Below are 18,665 nucleotides of genomic sequence, written 5' to 3'. Positions count from 1 at the left end.
AAAATGAAATCAGAGGAAATCACAGGTTAAGATTAGCCTTTATAACCGTCCCTAACATGCTGTATTTATTCACTCTATAGTCTATACTCCAATAGAGTCATCACTGATGACATAGGACAAAACAGGACAGTTAGTATAATTATTATGAGGAATAGATAAATGAGTAAAAAACTTCTCTGGTTATCAACCATCGTATTCGTACTGACCGTAGGTCAACCAAGCTTTGCATGTATTGGTGACTCAAAATATTGTAATTCTCATCATCGATTTGATAACTTAGCCCAAGAACTGAATCTCACTGCAGATCAAAAAGCCAAGATTAAAGCATATAAAGAAAAGGCTCGGAGTACACTCAAAGAAAACTATGTTCAACTCCGATTATTACGCGGTCAAATTAGCGCTATGATTCAAGCAGATAAAATTGATGAAGCAAAACTCGATGTTTTAGTCGATAAAGTAAGTAAAATCAGAGGATCCATGTTAAAAAATAGAATAATGATGCAACATCAAATGTATTCTCTTCTAAATGAAAAACAAAAAGCTAAATTTCTCGAGTTAAAGAAAAAATGGTATTTAAAGCGTAATGATTAATCTCTACGCCAATGCCTGACTTTCTAACAAGCAGGCATTATTATTTTCCATGCTGAAATAGAATTTTACCTATCTTTAAACCATCAGTGATAGCCTGGGTTTTGCAAACCAGATTTTCCAATATAATTCTGTGAATTTTGTATTTACCCACTCGCCCCAATAGGCAAGGGGATAAGAAACAATCCTATTTCTTTTTTCAAAATCTCATATATCAAAAAGGTTAAAGTATAAACGCAATTAACAAATATCCCCTCTCCCACTTACGAGAGAGGGCTAGGGAGAGAGTTAAATAGTTTTTTTGATCTAGGTGCTTGTAGCTCGGAGAAGGCTTTGCACATAATCCCAGATTCGGGCTATATGTTAGATATCATAGCCTTAACATCACTATTGTTTACGCACAGCAACTGCTTTAAAGTTTATAGTTACTTCATCTTTAATTTCACTAGTACTAGACCAATCACCTTGTCCTATGCCAAAGTCTAACCGTTTTACTGTAGTATGCCCTTCAACAAGCAAATGCTCTTTAGGCGACTCAATCGCTGTAAAAGTAAGTGTGACTGGTAGCGATTTATTTTTTATGGTTAATGTTCCAGCAGCCTCATAATTCTTATCATCCTTTTTAGTGAATTTGGTTGATTTAAATTCAGCTTTTGGAAACTCTTTAGCATTAAACCAATCAGGCCCGAGTAATATTGAAGTTATTTCTGCGTATGAAGCAGTAAGTGAGCTAATATTCACCACCACATCGACATTACTGTCTTGATAATGCGCGGGATCAGCATTTATTGTTGCAGTAAACTCTTTAAATGAGCCAGTAACCGGTGCATTATTTTGCGTTGCAGTGAAGCTGATGCTACTTTCATTAGGAACAAGCGTCCATTCAGGTACTGTATTCGCGTAAGCATTATTCAAAATGAATAGAAATAAAAAATATTTTATCATCTTCATGGGAACATTCTCCGTAATATATCATCCTTATTAATAAAATGATGTTTTAAAGCAGCTGCCGTGTGCATAAAGATTGCTGCAATGAGCGCATAACCTAACCATTCATGGATCCATTCAAATAAAACTCTATTGCTGTCATCCGGTGCTATAAGGTTGGGAAGGGTAAATAATCCAAAGAATGATGCAGGTAGCCCCGCAGCTGAAGTAATTAACCAACCCGTAATTGGCATGGCAAACATAAACACATAAAATGCCCAGTGCATGCTGCGTGCGGCAATTTTTTCCAGCCAAGGCAAAGCAAGCTCAGGTTGTTCATTGCCAAGTCGCCAAATAATTCTAAAAATTGCCAAAAAGAGAACCAATAAACCATACTCTTTATGCCATCCATAGAACTTTAACCGTTGAGGATTCCATGGCAAAGAGATCATGTACAACCCCAGCACCAACAATCCAATGATTAACAAGGCAATAACCCAATGAAGTACTATAGCTACAAGACCAAAATGAGTTGAACTGTTTTTGATTTGCATAAGAGGTCCTATTTTTTATCCTGATATGCTTCTGTGCCAATTACAAGGTTTACCTTATCGCTTATTGCAGGTAGAAAAGCATTTATCCCAAAATCAGAGCGATTTATAGACGTCGTCGCTGTAAAACCAACTGACATCTTATTGCTAATTGGATTCATTCCTTGCTTGTTTAAAGTAACATCCAATACCACTGGCTTACTCACACCACGCAATGTTAAGATGCCATCAACAGTTGCTTTATTATCGCCTTTGGGAGTGACTTTATTGCTGACAAATGTTGCAATAGGGAAATGTTCCGTATCAAAAAACAACTTACTTTTTAAGTGCTTGTCCAACTCAGGGACACCTGTGATCATATCTGCGACATCAATCTTTACATTGACCTTACTTTGACTTGGATTATCTTTATCAAGAACGAGCTGACCTGTGGCATACCATTTGCCGTATTGAGTTGAAAAGCCTAAATGCTCAACATCCCAGAGTACATAAGTATGATTTTTATCTAGAGTAAACGTTTCAGGTGCAGCATAAATTGGCGCAGAACAAGCGAATGCAATAAACAGGGATGTGAACACGCTTCCTAAAATTTTTTTCATAATTAATTTCCTTATTTTAAATGAGAGTTGAATTTTTTTATTCAGGTTTGAGGTTGCCGCCAACAATTCGTTCACAAAGTCCTTTTGGTAATAAAATAAAAGCATCTTTTTGTTTGTCTTTTGTTGCAGAGGAGGCGCATGAAGCAGTTGCTGTAGCACAATCATTCATCCCTTTTTTAGCAATTCCATAACATTTTTCAGTTGCAGATGATGCATCGGTGCTCTCAGCAGCTGTACTTCCAGTTGCAGCTAACATCAAAAAAGCAGTCATTACTGATTGCATTAATTTATCGCGCATTAACATTGTTGTCCCTTTCATTAAATAAGTCCAACATAAACATACAACAGTGTTTTTAAAACAACAAGTAGGAGGTACAAAATATAACAACCCTACCCGCTTACTAGTAATAGCCTTGTTTTTAGAGAATATTTTTTTGTAGTATCGTATTGTGGATAAATACAAGGGATTAAAAATCAATTATTGTAATGTTACCTGCAAAGGGTACTTGTGCCAAAAGAGGAGAAGTAAGTTTTTGATTTAACGTTTCAATATTAGCTGATAAAGCTTGCATATTGGGATCAATACAATTGGCAATCCATCCCGCGCATTTAATGTTGTTTGCATGTAAAACAGCCTCTGTGAGCAAAGCATGATTAATGCATCCTAATTTCATACCAACTACTAAAATAACAGGGATCTGCGTCATTTGTAAAAAATCAATCCAAGTCTCATGATCATTTAGGGGAACCATTAGTCCACCTGCCCCCTCAATAAATAATGTTTCAATGCCATCCAACTGCAAGTTCAGGCAATAATCAGCTATTTCATTAATGAGTAAACTAGCTCCTTCATTATGTGCAGCAATATGAGGTGAAACGGGCAATTTAAATCGCCAGGGATTTATTACGTCCAAACTGATACTGTGCTTGCAATTTTCTTGTAAATACAGCGCATCGCTGTTCACTAGCTTATTTTCTATTTCCATACATCCACTGGCCACAGGCTTAATTGCAGCTGCCGATGAAAAGTGTTTTAACAGACTTGCCGTGACATAGGTTTTTCCGCAGTCAGTGTCAGTACCAGTAATAAAAAAACGTTTCATTTAATGAGTCCTCGGATTTCCTCGATAAATAAATCTACCTGAGATAAAAATGGCATATGCGCAGCACGTTTGAACAGTATGTAATTAAACTCTGGATAGCTCAGCTGCATGGTGTTCATCGTTTTAATCGGAACAATAGGATCCAGTCGACCAAACATAAAACATGTTGGTTTATTAAACTGTTTTAGCTCCGCACGTAAATCCCAAGTTTCTAGAATTTTCAGGCCTAATGCTAATCCTCCTGGAGATGGAAGTTTATCAGGAAGGTGTTGCAACCTATCAGCAGCAGATAGTCCATTAAGTTCCATAAATTCTTTTAGCGTATCATGTGGTGCTTCTAATAAATTTTTGTAAAATTTTTTAAAAACATATTGGGAAACGCCTGGCCATAAATCATCATGTAAAAATCGTGGGGATGAAGTCACGTTAATAAGATGAGTTATTCTATCTGGTTCTTCTACTGCAAAACGCATGGCATATAACCCACCCATAGACCAACCGACTAATGCAAATTGATTGGGCAGTTGATTTACTAAAAACTCTTTAAATGAATTCCAATCCATAATTGGACTATGACCAAATCCTGGCAAATCAATTAATATGACCTGATAATTCATGAGAAGAAGCTTGGGCATTAATGGCAACCAGATCCGACTGTCAAATCCCCATCCATGCAGGAAAACAAGTGGGAATCCTTCTCCATAACTATGGATGTTTATATTCATAAATGGCACTTAACTTATCAAATAACTCATGAATTTGTTCAGGAGTATGATTGTAATTCAAAATGACACGCAAACCGGATACTTTGGTACTTACGGTGGGCTTTCTTATTGCACAACAACTAATGCCATGTTTCTTCAATTCACGATCATAATGTAATGCTAGATGGGGACAGCCTAATTGTAATTGTTGAATTGGGCTAATCGAATCAGCCCAAACTAAAGGAGACTTTTTAATATATGACCTAAATATTGTGATTAGCTGAGTTAATTTCAACCGTCTGTCTTCTGCATTAACAACAAAATCCAATGTATGCAATAAACCATAACTTAGAGCCGGGCTAACCGCAGTTGAGTAAATAACAGAACGCCCTGCTTGTAATAACGCGTAAATCCAGTCTGCTTTGCCAGCAACAAGTGCTCCTTGAGCAGCATAAGCCTTCCCAAGGGGAATAACCCTTAATGGAACTTCATTTTGAGTTAAACCATGAAGCGCTACAGCACCCTTTCCCTGGGAACCTAAGATTCCAAAGGAATGCGCCTCATCAACTAAGACGGCACATTGATTTGTATTACAAAGAGATGAGAGTTTTGCTAAAGGAGCCAATTGGCCGCTCATACTAAACACACCCTCAGTAATTAAGGCTGAGCCCTTAGCAGAAGTTATTTTACGTTCTAAGTCATCTAAATTATTATGCAAATAGCGTGAGTAGTTCACCTTTGATAAAGCGAAACCATCATAAATCGATGCATGTATTTCTTTATCAATAAAACAATGTACTTTTAATTTACCAAGTAACGCTGTAACGGCAAGATTTGCTGCATATCCTGAGGAAAATAAAATGCACTCATCTACTGCCAATAAATTAGCAAATGCCTCTTCAACTGCTCGATGATTTGGGTGATAACCACTGAGCAACATTGAAGCACCACTACCAGAAGGATACAACGAATACCCACGCTGGTATCCTTCTGAAATACATTTGTCTTTGCTTAGCGATAAATAGTCATTGCTGTCAAAATGAACTAATGACGCATCATCTGCATTGATGAATCTATTTCTTAATAGTCCTTCATGAGCTAACTGATTTGTATAATCCTTAATCTTATGACTTATAGGCATTTATACCATCTCAGTTAAACCTAGCTTACTAAAAAGGGTTTTATCCTTGGCTCGTTGAGGATTTTCTTCAGTTAATAATTTATCACCAATAAATACTGAATTTGCACCCGCAAAAAAACAAAGCGCTTGTAGTTCATCGCTCATTTCAGTTCGTCCTGCAGTCAATCGAATAACACTTTTAGGCATTGATATTCTAGCCGTTGCAATTGTCCGCACTAACTCAATACCCTCTACTGGCTGAGCTTTTGCAAGAGGAGTTCCTTCTACAGGTATTAAGCGGTTAATGGGAACACTCTCAGGAGGACTTTCCATATTTGCCAAGGTTAATAAAAATTCGATGCGGTCTTCACGTGTCTCACCCAAGCCTAAGATCCCACCACAACACACATTAATCCCTGCTTCTCGCACATTATTTAATGTATCTAAGCGATCGCTGAATTTACGTGTGGTCACTACTTTTTCATAATAAGAAGGTGATGTATCGATATTATGATTGTAATAATCCAAACCAGCCTCTTTTAAATTAGCAGCCTGTTCTGGATTTAGCATGCCTAAAGTCATGCACGTCTCCAAACCTAAAGACTTCACGCCTTTAATCATTTCTTGTAACTCAGTCATCACTTTATCGGGTGGACAACGCCATGCAGCCCCCATACAAAAGCGTTTAGCACCACCATCTTTGGCGTCCTGCGCTGCTTTTAATACTTCATCAACTGACATTAACTTTTCTTTTTCAACATGGGTTTTATGATGACCACTTTGAGAACAGTACCCACAATCTTCAGGACAAGCCCCCGTTTTAATACTTAGTAAAGTAGCAAATTGTAATGAATTAGGTTGATGATATTCTCTATGTACGGCATGCGCCTGGTGCAACAAATCATTAAATGGTTGCTCATAAAGCGCTGTAATTTCAGAAACAGACCAGTGCTTCTTAGCTTGAGTCACAACAGTTCCTCCTATCAAGGATATTAAAACAGTGTAACCAGGGTGAAGGCATAAACCATAACCCTGGTTTCAGATAAAAAATTATGCTCCTATATCTTTAGCAAACGAAGCACAACCTCGCTATATTCTATATTTTTGATTTTATTTACGTAGCGTAACATGATAAAGTGCCGCTCAATCTTGTCAACCAAAATTTTAAAAATGGTTAACGTATCCGAATTAATTAATAGAGACTTAAAACATTTTTGGCACCCGTGCACACAAATGAAAGATTTTGAAACCTGTCCCCCTCTGCTAATTGAAAAAGCAGAAGGCAGTTATCTTTATACTGATAAAGGTCCATTGATTGATGCAATTTCCAGTTGGTGGTGTAAATCTTTAGGTCATGGCCATCCTCGCGTGATATCAGCAATAACGGCACAACTTAATCGCTTTGAACATGTTATTACGGCTAATACAACACACCCTCAACTTATTGAGTTAGCAGAAGAGCTTGCTAAAATTACCCAAAAACAACATGTTTTCTTTGCCAGCGATGGCTCCAGCGCTGTTGAAATAGCAATGAAATTAGCGATCCATGCAAGCCAAATCAAGGGTTTTACAGATAGAAATCAATTTATTGCACTCAAAAATGGGTATCACGGAGAAACTCTGGGGGCAATGAGTATCAGTGATTTGGGACTTTATAAAGTCCCATATACATCATTTGGTCTAACCTGCCATTTTGTTCAAAATATTCCTTATATCTCTGGAAAAGAAGATCCGCTCTGGAATAATTGTGATGCATATTGGTCCGTAGTAGAAAAAGAGTTAGAAGCAGTTAGTGATAAAGTCTGTGCGATTATTGTTGAACCACTAATACAAGGTGCTGGTGGAATGTTGTGCTATAGCCCCGATTTTCTTAAAAGACTATCGACCTGGGCCAAAAGTAAAGATATTTATCTTATCGCAGATGAAATAATGACTGGAGTGGGACGTACTGGCAAATGGCTCGCTTCAGAACATGCTGATGTAGAACCGGATCTGATTTGTTTGTCTAAAGGATTAACTTCTGGCTCCATTCCATTAAGTTGTATCATGATTGATAGTTCTATTTTTGATCTTTTTTATGCAGACTACAGCAGTGGTAAATCCTTTTTGCATTCACACACCTATAGTGGCAACCCACTCGCCATTAGTGCAGCCTTAGCAACTATTCACACGATGCACGAAGAAAAAATAGTTGATCAGGCTAAAAATCTAGGTGAATACATGCTAACTACTTTATCTGAAATAGCAGAAGTTTCAGGTAGATTAAGCAATATTCGCGGAATTGGTGCAGTCGTCGCAGCGGACCTTGAAGACACAGGACATTATCGAATAGGTAATAAAGTGTATCAGAATGCATTAAATCAAGGCGCATTAATAAGACCAATAGGAAATACACTCTATTGGCTTCCTCCTTTAAATACAAGCCATGAAGTAATTGGGAAATTAGCAGAAATCACACTACACTCTATAAAGGAAGCTTATGCAACACCTTAAACTATGCGAAAAACATTCAGAAATCTGACATTTTTTGTTTATAAACAATTCAAATTACTCTGGATATCTTTCACCATTTTTTTACTTGTGGTTTTTTCTTATATCAACTGGCATAACAACGTCACTAACTCGTTTACTTTAGTTACAGAAGCAAGCAATAAACTGGCATTTAAGGTTGACCACTTTATAAATGATATTTTTCAAAGTTCGTATCTAATTCCTACATACAAACGGAATAATCTCACCTGTGCTGGCGATTTTATTCCTTATTTACAACACATCCTCAGAAATCACCCACAAATCTCTGAATTAGCAATTCGTGATCCCGTACATCAAATTGTATGTTCTACATTACCTAATAATAAGACGTTCCTCTTAAATAAGAATCTACAACAGACAATCATTGGGCCATTCGATTCGCCAATGTTTAATCATCCGATTTATGCAATACAAAAAAAAATTGGTGCTTATCAGGTAGAAATAGTAATTATGTCCCCAATATTGGAAGGTACATTGCATATTCCCAACAGTGGTTCACGTACAGTTACGCTCTACGATACAAATAAGAAGCAGGAAATTATCCGAGTAGGAGAAATAAAAGATGACTCCTGGATAAATAAAGTATCATTTGACTCATCTTTTACATCTGAAAAGATATTCGCCACAACAAAATTATCTAGTCTTGATGGAGTTATACTTACAGTTACTGAACCCAATCAAATAGTAATTAATAATCTATGGTATAACCAAATCTTACTTAGTCTCGATATTTTAGTCCTGTCACTTTTTTTATATTTTATAATTAGAAACATCCTCAATAAGCATTATTCACTACATGGTGCAATAAAGCAGGCTCTTCGTCGTGAACAATTTTATCCTGTATATCAGCCATTATTTGATGCAAAACACAAGGTCTATTCAGGTGCTGAAGTTCTATTAAGATGGCAAGACAATTACGATGAAATTATAATGCCAGATCTTTTTATAGACGAAGCTGAAAATACAGGCTTAATTGTTCCAATAACACTGCAACTTATTGAGATAGCATTTGAAGAGTCTAAAAATATCTTAACAACCCAACCTACTTTTTATTTATCATTTAATATTTGTGCGTTACATTTTACTGATAATTATTTTTTCCCCCGATTCTATAAACTGGTGCAACACCATTCTATTTCGCCCCACCAAATATTATTAGAAATAACGGAACGTTATTTGCTTGATATGAATAATCAAATTTACATCAACAGAATGCAAGAACTTAGAAAAGCAGGGTATTCATTGGCAATAGACGATTATGGGACAGGACATTCAAGCATCAGCTATCTACAACACTATCCTTTTAATTATCTGAAAATCGACAAATTATTTATCCACTCCATAGGAACTAAAGCCATTACAGAAACACTAAATGATGCAATAATTCAACTGGCAAAAAAAATTAATTTAAATGTTATTGCAGAAGGTGTAGAAACAAAAGAACAGCTAGACTATTTATTATACAATAAGGTTCGATTTCTTCAGGGCTGGTATTTTTCAAAAGCCTTGCATGTTGAACAATTAATTGAACTGCTTCAGGGAGAAAAAAATGAATAAGCACAGAGGAAGCTGTTTTTTTCTTATTCTAGGTGTCTCAGTTTCAAGTTTTGCGGAACCAATAGCCGGTAGTTATTGGCAATGTTCAGCTCATGATGCCACCCAAACTCAATGGACTTCAGAAAACATTTACCAAAAAATGGCGTTAAATCTTTCTTATGCTGCCTGTAAAAAAGGCAGTAAAGCACCAGCCACATGCAGAACAGCTAAAGCTGGATGTATACAGTTTATTAATGGTGTCAACGTAATGCCCATGTGGCAATGTACGGCCTTTGATCGAGAAGCATCCGCATGGCGAAGTAATCTTTATCCAACTCGCGATGATGCTGCATTGGCTGCTAACGCATATTGCAGGCAAAAAAGCTCTGTTCCTTATACCTGTTATATTAATGTAGTAACATGCATGAATAAAAACGAGATCTAAAAATATGGTTTATTGTGTTGGATTAACAGGCGATATCGCAAGTGGGAAAACTACGGTTGCTGAACTCTTTTCCAAATTGGGAGTTGAAGTAATTCATGCTGATAAAATATCAAGGGAATTAACCCAAAAAAACAAAAACGCATACAGAAAGATCATTGAGCATTATGGTCATAAGGTACTTAAAGAAGATGATGAATTGGATCGTGGTAAATTAAGAGAAATCATATTTTCTAACCATAAAGAGCGTCAGTGGCTTGAACAACTCTTACATCCTCTGATACGCCAAGAGATTAAACAACGGGTTGATACCTGCATCACACCTTATTGCGTCATAGAAATACCACTGCTTATTACAAAACAAGCTTATCCTTATATTAATCGAACTTTACTTGTATGCGCACCAGAAGAAACACAAATATCAAGGCTAATGCAGCGTGATCAATCCAGCAAAGAACAAGCTCATGCTATTTTATCAACCCAGCCGGATATCATGAAACGTTTAGAAAATGCAGATGATATGATAGTTAATGATATGGAGATTGAGCAGTTAGCAAAAAAGGTAATCGATTTACATATTTTATATCTACACGAGGCAAAAAAATAAGTGATGAATATTTTACCCTATGAATCACAATCAGTTGAAAAGCAAAGCTCGTTTAAGTGTTGTAAGTAATATGGTGTATAGCGAACATAAGGAACTCAGTGATAAATGAAATTAATTACTTTAAATTTATGGGGAGGTCATCTAAGAAATCCTCTATTAAAATTTATCAGTGAGCATCGTGATATTGATATATTTTGCCTACAAGAAGTGTATTACAACGCCCACCGAACAGTAACTGAAGAAGATAGAGAACTTAGCTTAAATATTTTTGCAGATTTACAACAACTCCTTCCAAATCATTTTGCTATTTTTAAACCAGCTGTAGAAAATGTTTACGGAATTGCGATGTTATTGAAAAATAATATTGATATCTTAGGTGAAGGAGAGATAAACATTCATCAAAAACAACATTACCCTGGAGTAGGATTAAATCATCCTAGAAACTTGCAATGGGTTGAATGTGAAATCAACAAAAAAATTTACTCCATTCTTAATGTACATGGCCTATGGACCGGGCAAGGCAAGAAAGATAGCCCAGAACGAATCAATCAATCACATCGTATTCGCCATTTTATGGATACTATCAATACACCCAAAATATTGTGTGGTGATTTTAACTTAAGACCTGATACAGAAAGCATGCACATTATTGAGCAAGGAATGAATAACTTGATTACAGTGAACAACATTAGCTCAACAAGAACCCGTTATTATAAAAAAAATGAGAAATATGCAGATTATATACTGACCTCACAAGACATTGTTGTAAATCAATTTATTGTAATGGATGATGAAGTTTCGGATCATGCCCCATTGTATCTTGATTTTAATTAAAAATGTGGCTTTGTAGCCTCAGTGCGGCACAGCCAAATTCGGAAAACTTGAGGATTTAAACCTGGTTTTCGCTAAGCTGCTCCCAAGCTGCCTATCAAATAACTTTTCAACATTGCAATTATTTCGTGATTTGCTTCGGGGAAATATTCCGTATTTAATTCTTGATGGTCAACCCATTTCATAGCCAATTGACCTTCCAAGCAGAAAGGCACTCCAGAAAACTGGTCAACAAGAAAAATAATTAATTTTACTACTCTGTCAGAATACTGATGGTTTACTTCGCCTAATAATTGATATCGGAGAACCTCTAAGCCAAGCTCTTCTTTCACTTCTCGAATTAATGCAGACGATGAGGACTCATCCGCTTCCAACTTTCCACCAGGAAATTCCCAACATCCTCCATGAGGTACATGGAGAGGACGTTGAGTAATTAAGATTCGTTGTTGCTCATCAATAATGACCGCTACGGCAACAGAGATGCTCACACTAGATTTCCATGGCAAGCTTTATATTTTTTACCCGAGCCACATGGACAAGGATCATTTCGACCAACTTTCTTTTCTTGTCGTCTGTATGTTTGCGGCTGAGTATCATCTTCATTCTCATCAGCATAATTACCGTGTTGCAAGTTCATCTTGCTCACCTGCTCAGCACGGCGTTGCTCTTCGACTGCGTTAACGTCTTCTTCAGTTTGAATTTCAACAGAAGAAATTAAACGAATTGCATCATATTTTAAATTATCGAGCATTGTAGTAAACAGAGTGAATGCTTCCTTTTTATACTCTTGTTTTGGATCCTTTTGTGCATAACCACGTAAATGAATCCCCTGACGCAATTGGTCCATTACAGCCAAATGTTCACGCCATTGATTATCCAATGTTTGTAAAATCACAGACTTTTCAAACTGCGACATTGTGGCTCTTCCGGCTTGAGCTACTTTTTCATTGTACTTCCGTGCAGCAAGATCAAGAATTTTTTCTCTAATTTGTTCTGGCTGAATATGATGATCCTCTTCAATCCACTCAAGCACTGGTGCTTTGAGTTTGAATTCATCCATCAGGACATCACTTAAAGCTTTTGGATCCCATTGATCTTCTAAGCTTTGTAGAGGAATATAAGTCTCAACCAGATTTGATATAACATCATCTCGCATCGTATTTATCATTTCCTCAGTATCCACCATATCCATGATTGAGGCACGTTGAGTATAAATGACTTGTCTTTGATCATTCGCCACATTGTCATAATCTAAAAGCTGCTTTCTGACATCAAAATGATGCCCTTCCAACTTACGCTGCGCATTCTCGATTGCTTTGGTTACCAAACTATGCTCAATAGGTTCACCAGGCTGCATTCCCAAGCGACGCATCATCGATGCAACACGCTCTGAAGCAAATATCCTCATCAAATTGTCTTCAAGCGACAAATAAAAACGACTGCTTCCCACATCGCCTTGACGACCTGAACGTCCACGTAGCTGATTATCAATACGTCGTGACTCATGACGCTCCGAACCTATAATTCTTAGTCCGCCGGCTGCAAGTACTTCATCATGTCGTTTTTGCCACACTTGTTTTACAGCTTCAATTTCTTCGGCACTTGCCGTTTCAGGTAATTGCGCCAAATCAGCAGCTAAACTTCCGCCAAGCACAATATCTGTTCCTCGACCAGCCATATTGGTAGCAATAGTTACTGCCCCAGGCCGACCAGCTTCGGCAATGATTTGTGCTTCTTTTTCATGAAACTTAGCATTAAGTACTTGATGCTTAATATTTTCTTTTTTAAGAAGTTGACTTAAAAATTCAGATGCTTCAATTGAAACAGTACCTACAAGTACAGGTTGTTTCAGTTCGGCACACTTACGAATATCAGTGATGACTGCTTCGAATTTATCTTTTTGAGTTAAATAAACCAAGTCAGGTTCATCTTTGCGAACCATAGGTTTATTTGTTGGAATAACAACAACATCAAGATTGTAGATTTGCTGCAATTCATATGCTTCTGTATCTGCTGTTCCAGTCATTCCGGATAATTTATTATACATACGGAAAAAATTCTGGAATGTAATTGAAGCAAGAGTTTGATTTTCATTTTGAATAGAAACACCTTCTTTCGCTTCAACAGCTTGATGTAATCCTTCTGACCATCGGCGGCCAGGCATGGTACGACCAGTATGCTCATCAACAATAACTACTTGACCGTCTTTAACGATATAATCCACATCAAGATGGAACATAGCATGGGCTTTTAATGCGGCATTGACATGGTGCATTAGCATAATATTACTGGCATGATATAGGCTCTCACCATGATCCAGAAGTTTTGCATTAAGTAATAATTCTTCAATATGTTGATGGCCTGCGTCAGTAAGATGCGCCTGCTTTTGTTTTTCATCAACAGTATAATCCCCTTCACCACCCTCTTCTTCTTGTTTCTTCAAATGAGGAATCAATTTATTAATTTTGATATAAAGTTCAGAGCTGTCTTCAGCTGCACCAGAAATAATCAACGGCGTACGTGCTTCATCGATGAGAATAGAATCCACTTCGTCCACTATGGCAAAATTTAAATCTCTTTGTACTTTGTCTTCAAGACTAAAGGCCATATTATCGCGCAAATAATCAAATCCATACTCGTTATTCGTTCCGTAAACGATATCACAGCGATAGGCTTCTTGTTTTGCAGGATGGGGCATATCAGGGAAAATAACACCCACAGTTAAACCTAAAAACTCAAATATAGGCTTCATCCATTGGCTGTCACGCTTAGCAAGATAATCATTCACAGTAACAACATGTACACCACGACCAGTAATTGCGTTTAAGTATGCAGGCAAGGTTGCCACCAATGTTTTACCTTCCCCAGTGCGCATTTCAGCAATATTACCTTCATGCAATACCATTCCACCAATTAATTGTACATCAAAATGGCGCAGGCCTAGAGTACGCACAGATGCTTCTCTTACTGTAGCAAAAGCTTCTGCTAACATTTCATCAAGGCTTTCGCCCTCTGCTAAACGTGCTTTAAAATGCTCGGTTTTTGCAGCTAACTCGGCATCAGTTAGTGCTTGCATTTGTGGTTCAAACGCATTGATTGCCATTACTGCCTTTTCCATCCGCCGCAATGTACGCTCATTTCGGCTTCCAAACATTTTCTTAATCAACGTATTCAGCATGGCCTAAATAATCCTCTGGAGATATCAAATAACAAATTGGTTAATGTACTAAAATTTGGGGAAAAATACTATGAATACCTTATAATTTAAGTGAACCTTCATGGTTTAAACTGAGTAAAAAGAGCAGTTTTCTGACAAACAGGTAACTAAAACATAATTTTCCGCAACTTCCGCTCATAGTATACAATATTTTACTAGCCAAGTGATGCACAAATCAGTATACAACTTGCCGCAAAATTGCATTAACATAATAATACTTAACTTATAAAGTCTCTGTGTGCGCCTCAATATTCTGTAAATACTCACCTAACTCATGAAACAGCGAGAGATTTTTTTCCTGCAAAATAAGCATCAACTTTTTTTTCCATTGGCTGGCACCGGGTAAACCAAAAGCAAGATTAAATATAGGTTTTACCAATAAACTAAGAGAAACACCTTTGCTGTATTCTTCAAGTAAATAATCCAAATAGTAATTAAATACTTGGCTCCGAGTGCTCTTTTGACTCTTAAGATAAAGTGCGTCATGGATCATTGCTATTTGAAAAGGATTATCACATGCCAAACGTCCAAGCATCACCCCTTCGACATGGTGGAGATGCTCATTAATTTCTTTTATATTCAATATATTACCATTGATCACTACAGGAACTTCAGGAATTTCTTTTTTTAAACGATAAACATAATCGTAGTTAACAGGTGGAATTGTTCGATTTTGTTTTGGATTTAAACCATTTAACCAAGCCTTTCGTGCATGCACAATAATCTTTTGTGCTCCGGCCTCAACCAATTGATGTACAAAATCACTAAAAAACTCATAGCTGTCTTGATGATCGATGCCGATTCTGGTTTTGGCTGTAACAGGGATCGTCACTGCTTGCCGCATGGCATGGATGCAAGCAGCAACTTGTTTTGCTTCTTTCATCAAACAAGCCCCAAAACGCCCTGCTTGAACTTTATCACTAGGACAGCCAAGATTGATATTTACTTCATCATACCCTTCTTGCTCCGCACGTTGGGCACATTGTGCTAATGTTTCTGGCTCTGAACCACCTAGCTGAAGTGCTATTGGGTGCTCTTTTACATGAAATTGCAAAGAGCGTAGAGGATTATTTTGTATCGCTCCAGTAGTTTGCATTTCCGTATACAAAAGTGCATGAGGAGCTAAAATACGCATAAAAACTCGGAAGTGGCTGTAGGTCCAATCAATCATCGGAGCAATAGCCAAAGGCGAAAACAGGATATTTGTCACTATTGTTATTCGGTTAAAAAATGTTGATTATAACCGAAACTAAAAATTTTGTGCAAAAATATAACCTGGATGGAACTTAGAAGAACACGTCATCCCTAAGGTAGCGAGGGATGACGGGATATAGTCTCCGAGATTACTCTGCGTTAATCTAGGCTATGGCTCTTTATTCACCACATTCATCGCTTGGATAAGTAATTGCAAACGTGTCCGTCCCTGATAAAAATTAATATCCAGCTTATAAGCTGCATGGATGAATTTAACTCTATGGTTTGGCCAAGATTTTAAATCGATATTAAATGCAATCGCATCGACTTGTTGATCACCTTTTGTAGTCGCCAAAGTCATTTTCAAATGATTTTTACCCACCAATCGTTGGTCAAGCACTTCAAAAACATTATCAAAAACAGGCTCAGTAAATTGCTGTCCCCATGGGCCCGCTTGCTGGATTAATTGAGCAATTTCAATACTAAACTCTTCGGGCAATAATGGCCCGTCAGTAAGCACTTCTCCTTCGCATTGAGATAAATCAATATGCTTGCTCACTTCGGAAACTAATGCATCATTAAATGCTTTCAGAGATTTTGGATGAATACTCAAACCCGCAGCCATAGCATGACCACCAAATTTACTGATAAGATCTGGATGATCCTTATCGATTGCGGCCAATACGTCTCGAATATTTAAATCAGAAACAGAACGCGCTGAGCCTTTTAATTCATTCTCGCTAACTTCTGCAAAAGCTATCACTGGCCGATGGTAACGTTCCTTCACTCGTCCGGCTAAAATTCCAATGACACCTTGATGCCAGGTTTTATCAAAAAGACACAATGCAATAGGCAAATGATTGCTCGTGTATTCTGTACTTAGAGTAAGTTTTTCCAATGCGAGCATTGCTTGCTCTTTCATTTCTGTCTCAATTAACTTTCTTTCTTCATTGAGCTCATCAAGTTGTTGACAATAATTTCTAGCTTGTTGCTGATCGGTCGTAATTAAACATTCTATACCCAAAGCCATATCATCTAAGCGTCCAGCAGCATTGAGTCTCGGAGCAATAGCAAAACCTAAATCGGACTCTCTTAGTCGAGCATATTCACGACCAGATACTTCAATTAAAGCCTTAATGCCTGCACGACACTGTCCTTGACGTATTCGAGCCAGACCTTGATTGACCATAATACGATTATTCTGATCCAACCCCACTACATCAGCAACGGTACCTAAAGCAACCAAATCCAAAAAGCTTGCCATATTGGGTTCACTAATATTCATCTCATGAAACCAATTAGCATTCACCAAATGCCGGCGCAGAGCCAACATGACATAAAAGATAACGCCAACACCAGCAATCGATTTACTGGGAAATTTACAATCCCGCTGATTTGGATTCACAATAGCACAAGCATTTGGAAGAGTATCTGCTGGCAAATGATGATCAGTAATTAAAACATCGATACCAAGTTGGTTTGCTTTTTCCACACCATCAATGCTCGCAATACCGTTGTCTACTGTGATAATTAATGCCGGCTTCCATTTGCTGGCAACTTCAACTATTTGTGGCGTCAAACCATAGCCAAATTCAAACCGATTTGGGACTAAATAATCAACAAATTGTGCCCCCATTGCCTGTAGCGCAGTAACAGCAAGTGCTGTTGATGTTGCGCCATCTGCATCAAAATCACCGATAATCAAAATCCTATGCTGTTCGCGTAGAGCGTTTTCTAAACGGATGCATGCTTCTTTTATTCCTTTAAAACTGTCAAAAGGCAATAATGTTTGGAGTTGCTTGTCCAGCTGCTGCGGTTCTTTGATTCCTCGATTTGCGAGTATTCGCCTGAGTACATCAGGCATATTAGGTAACTCGAGTATGTGTGATGGTTTGGGACGTTGTTTAATAAGCATGTATAAGTTTTCTCCATAAACGAGCATACCAACTGCCCGTGTTCATCGAGTAGGCAGTATTATTCCAATACCAATGAATAGGCATCTTTTTTAATTCTTCTTGATGTTGTTTACTCAGACTAGATAACTCAGAGAACAATAAAATTTGATAATCTTTGAGTGCTACTCCTTCGTGATATAAAGAAACGTGGCGACTACATAATTGGGCTAATGAAAGAAAATGCGCATCAACACAAATGTTGATTGGTTCCTTCTCCTTAAGTTTTGAGTTTCCCCAAACCCACAATCCATTAATTAAAGTCTGGTTGGGTCTGGAGGCAAACAGCATTTGGCTTTCAGTTATAAATTTTTGCCAATGCATCGCTGTATCAAGTTGCGTTAATTCGGGTAGTAAGGATTGATGCAATAAGTGATGCGGTGGTTTTGCATTTAAAGGGTATTTTTTATTGTTACAAAGCAGCCATGTTTCTGCATCATGATAATAAAGTATGATGTCTTCTTCAGCCAGATATTGCGAGAACAAATCGAACCATGCTCGCGACTCACTCTCGCCAAACGAGACATCTCGCCCCAAAGCGACAATCATTGCATCATTATGTGTTGCCTCCCAACGAACTGGAGTCAACACGAGCCATTCGCCATCTAAAGTGTGATACTGTTTTAATAAATCAGCAAGGGGTGGATTCTCAGAGACATAACCAAGGTTCAATAAAAAATTAAGCAAAGCATTCCCTTCTGACTTGAGTTGTCTCGCCTGCTCAGGGATAGAATGACATTCTGAATTAATTACAACATACAT

General features: G+C 37.5%; 19 protein-coding genes. 6 read left to right on the top strand and 13 right to left on the bottom strand.

Going from position 1 to position 18,665, the window contains the following annotated elements; genetic code table 11:
• Positions 1-159: 159 nt before the first annotated feature.
• Complete coding sequence (locus tag Lste_RS06640; protein ID WP_058510266.1) at positions 160-591, top strand: Spy/CpxP family protein refolding chaperone; 432 nt, start codon at positions 160-162, stop codon at positions 589-591.
• Positions 592-975: 384 nt separating this feature from the next.
• On the opposite strand, the gene Lste_RS06635 is transcribed toward Lste_RS06640, so the two are convergent.
• The 8 genes from Lste_RS06635 to bioB all read right to left on the bottom strand — a co-directional run bounded on the left by Lste_RS06635 (position 976) and on the right by bioB (position 6,561).
• Entirely contained in the window at positions 976-1,539 is a 564-nt protein-coding gene (locus Lste_RS06635) for a YceI family protein (protein ID WP_058510265.1), read from the bottom strand.
• The gene (locus Lste_RS06630; RefSeq protein WP_058510264.1) at positions 1,536-2,069 is read right to left on the bottom strand and encodes a cytochrome b; all 534 of its coding nucleotides are present in this window, start codon (positions 2,067-2,069) and stop codon (positions 1,536-1,538) included. Before Lste_RS06630 ends, Lste_RS06635 begins: the two co-directional genes overlap by 4 nt.
• A gap of 8 nt (positions 2,070-2,077) precedes the next feature.
• Positions 2,078-2,665, bottom strand: a complete 588-nt coding sequence (locus Lste_RS06625) for a YceI family protein (RefSeq protein ID WP_058510263.1) — start codon at positions 2,663-2,665, stop codon at positions 2,078-2,080.
• 37 nt (positions 2,666-2,702) lie between these two features.
• Positions 2,703-2,969 carry a BufA1 family periplasmic bufferin-type metallophore gene (locus tag Lste_RS06620; protein ID WP_058510262.1) on the bottom strand — a complete coding sequence of 89 codons (267 nt, stop codon included), beginning with the start codon at positions 2,967-2,969 and terminating at the stop codon, positions 2,703-2,705.
• Between the two features lie 163 nt (positions 2,970-3,132).
• Positions 3,133-3,768, bottom strand: coding sequence for a dethiobiotin synthase (gene bioD / locus Lste_RS06615; protein ID WP_058510261.1), 636 nt, complete (start codon positions 3,766-3,768; stop codon positions 3,133-3,135).
• Positions 3,765-4,493, bottom strand: a complete 729-nt coding sequence (locus tag Lste_RS06610) for an alpha/beta fold hydrolase (protein WP_058510260.1) — start codon at positions 4,491-4,493, stop codon at positions 3,765-3,767. Before Lste_RS06610 ends, bioD begins: the two co-directional genes overlap by 4 nt.
• On the bottom strand, positions 4,474-5,613 hold the full coding sequence (locus tag Lste_RS06605; protein WP_058510259.1) for an aminotransferase class I/II-fold pyridoxal phosphate-dependent enzyme: 1,140 nt from the start codon (positions 5,611-5,613) through the stop codon (positions 4,474-4,476). Before Lste_RS06605 ends, Lste_RS06610 begins: the two co-directional genes overlap by 20 nt.
• Positions 5,614-6,561: a biotin synthase BioB gene (gene bioB / locus Lste_RS06600; RefSeq protein WP_058510258.1), complete on the bottom strand. Its 948-nt coding sequence runs from the start codon at positions 6,559-6,561 to the stop codon at positions 5,614-5,616.
• Positions 6,562-6,762: 201 nt separating this feature from the next.
• Between bioB and bioA the strand changes: the two genes are divergently transcribed.
• From bioA to Lste_RS06575, 5 genes are all read left to right on the top strand, one after another.
• Positions 6,763-8,085, top strand: a complete 1,323-nt coding sequence (gene bioA, locus Lste_RS06595) for an adenosylmethionine--8-amino-7-oxononanoate transaminase (RefSeq protein ID WP_058511670.1) — start codon at positions 6,763-6,765, stop codon at positions 8,083-8,085.
• Positions 8,086-8,088: 3 nt separating this feature from the next.
• A complete protein-coding gene (locus tag Lste_RS06590; RefSeq protein ID WP_058510257.1) occupies positions 8,089-9,681 on the top strand; it encodes an EAL domain-containing protein in 1,593 nt (530 codons plus the stop codon).
• Positions 9,674-10,105 (top strand): hypothetical protein, encoded by a 432-nt coding sequence (locus Lste_RS06585; RefSeq protein ID WP_058510256.1) that lies wholly within the window; start codon positions 9,674-9,676, stop codon positions 10,103-10,105. The genes Lste_RS06590 and Lste_RS06585 overlap by 8 nt, the downstream gene beginning before the upstream one ends.
• A gap of 4 nt (positions 10,106-10,109) precedes the next feature.
• Positions 10,110-10,709 (top strand): dephospho-CoA kinase, encoded by a 600-nt coding sequence (gene coaE / locus Lste_RS06580; protein ID WP_058510255.1) that lies wholly within the window; start codon positions 10,110-10,112, stop codon positions 10,707-10,709.
• A 105-nt stretch (positions 10,710-10,814) separates the two neighbouring features.
• Positions 10,815-11,543, top strand: coding sequence for an endonuclease/exonuclease/phosphatase family protein (locus Lste_RS06575; RefSeq protein WP_058510254.1), 729 nt, complete (start codon positions 10,815-10,817; stop codon positions 11,541-11,543).
• A gap of 71 nt (positions 11,544-11,614) precedes the next feature.
• Here Lste_RS06575 and mutT read toward each other — a convergent pair whose 3' ends face one another.
• From mutT to Lste_RS06550, 5 genes are all read right to left on the bottom strand, one after another.
• A complete protein-coding gene (gene mutT, locus Lste_RS06570; protein ID WP_058510253.1) occupies positions 11,615-12,028 on the bottom strand; it encodes an 8-oxo-dGTP diphosphatase MutT in 414 nt (137 codons plus the stop codon).
• Positions 12,025-14,718, bottom strand: a complete 2,694-nt coding sequence (gene secA, locus Lste_RS06565; protein WP_058510252.1) for a preprotein translocase subunit SecA — start codon at positions 14,716-14,718, stop codon at positions 12,025-12,027. The genes mutT and secA overlap by 4 nt, the downstream gene beginning before the upstream one ends.
• 262 nt (positions 14,719-14,980) lie before the next feature.
• Positions 14,981-15,967, bottom strand: a complete 987-nt coding sequence (dusA, locus tag Lste_RS06560) for a tRNA dihydrouridine(20/20a) synthase DusA (protein ID WP_083503922.1) — start codon at positions 15,965-15,967, stop codon at positions 14,981-14,983.
• A 153-nt stretch (positions 15,968-16,120) separates the two neighbouring features.
• Entirely contained in the window at positions 16,121-17,866 is a 1,746-nt protein-coding gene (gene recJ / locus Lste_RS06555) for a single-stranded-DNA-specific exonuclease RecJ (RefSeq protein WP_058510250.1), read from the bottom strand.
• The gene (locus tag Lste_RS06550; protein WP_058510249.1) at positions 17,856-18,665 is read right to left on the bottom strand and encodes a hypothetical protein; all 810 of its coding nucleotides are present in this window, start codon (positions 18,663-18,665) and stop codon (positions 17,856-17,858) included. The genes recJ and Lste_RS06550 overlap by 11 nt, the downstream gene beginning before the upstream one ends.

This window comes from Legionella steelei, assembly GCF_001468005.1.
Classification (GTDB): Bacteria; Pseudomonadota; Gammaproteobacteria; order Legionellales; family Legionellaceae; genus Legionella; species Legionella steelei.
Note: the sequence above shows the minus strand (reverse complement) of the source record. Positions and strands in the feature narration are given on the sequence as shown.

Excerpts from the sequence above, each read along its gene's own strand:
- Lste_RS06640 (WP_058510266.1), top strand. The coding sequence starts at position 160 with ATGAGTAAAAAACTTCTCTGGTTATCAACCATCGTATTCGTACTGACC.
- Lste_RS06635 (WP_058510265.1), bottom strand. The coding sequence starts at position 1,539 with ATGAAGATGATAAAATATTTTTTATTTCTATTCATTTTGAATAATGCT.
- Lste_RS06630 (WP_058510264.1), bottom strand. The coding sequence starts at position 2,069 with ATGCAAATCAAAAACAGTTCAACTCATTTTGGTCTTGTAGCTATAGTA.
- Lste_RS06625 (WP_058510263.1), bottom strand. The coding sequence starts at position 2,665 with ATGAAAAAAATTTTAGGAAGCGTGTTCACATCCCTGTTTATTGCATTC.
- Lste_RS06620 (WP_058510262.1), bottom strand. The coding sequence starts at position 2,969 with ATGTTAATGCGCGATAAATTAATGCAATCAGTAATGACTGCTTTTTTG.
- bioD (WP_058510261.1), bottom strand. The coding sequence starts at position 3,768 with ATGAAACGTTTTTTTATTACTGGTACTGACACTGACTGCGGAAAAACC.
- Lste_RS06610 (WP_058510260.1), bottom strand. The coding sequence starts at position 4,493 with ATGAATATAAACATCCATAGTTATGGAGAAGGATTCCCACTTGTTTTC.
- Lste_RS06605 (WP_058510259.1), bottom strand. The coding sequence starts at position 5,613 with ATGCCTATAAGTCATAAGATTAAGGATTATACAAATCAGTTAGCTCAT.
- bioA (WP_058511670.1), top strand. The coding sequence starts at position 6,763 with ATGGTTAACGTATCCGAATTAATTAATAGAGACTTAAAACATTTTTGG.
- Lste_RS06590 (WP_058510257.1), top strand. The coding sequence starts at position 8,089 with ATGCGAAAAACATTCAGAAATCTGACATTTTTTGTTTATAAACAATTC.
- Lste_RS06585 (WP_058510256.1), top strand. The coding sequence starts at position 9,674 with ATGAATAAGCACAGAGGAAGCTGTTTTTTTCTTATTCTAGGTGTCTCA.
- coaE (WP_058510255.1), top strand. The coding sequence starts at position 10,110 with ATGGTTTATTGTGTTGGATTAACAGGCGATATCGCAAGTGGGAAAACT.
- Lste_RS06575 (WP_058510254.1), top strand. The coding sequence starts at position 10,815 with ATGAAATTAATTACTTTAAATTTATGGGGAGGTCATCTAAGAAATCCT.
- secA (WP_058510252.1), bottom strand. The coding sequence starts at position 14,718 with ATGCTGAATACGTTGATTAAGAAAATGTTTGGAAGCCGAAATGAGCGT.
- recJ (WP_058510250.1), bottom strand. The coding sequence starts at position 17,866 with ATGCTTATTAAACAACGTCCCAAACCATCACACATACTCGAGTTACCT.
- Lste_RS06550 (WP_058510249.1), bottom strand. The coding sequence starts at position 18,665 with ATGTATGTTGTAATTAATTCAGAATGTCATTCTATCCCTGAGCAGGCG.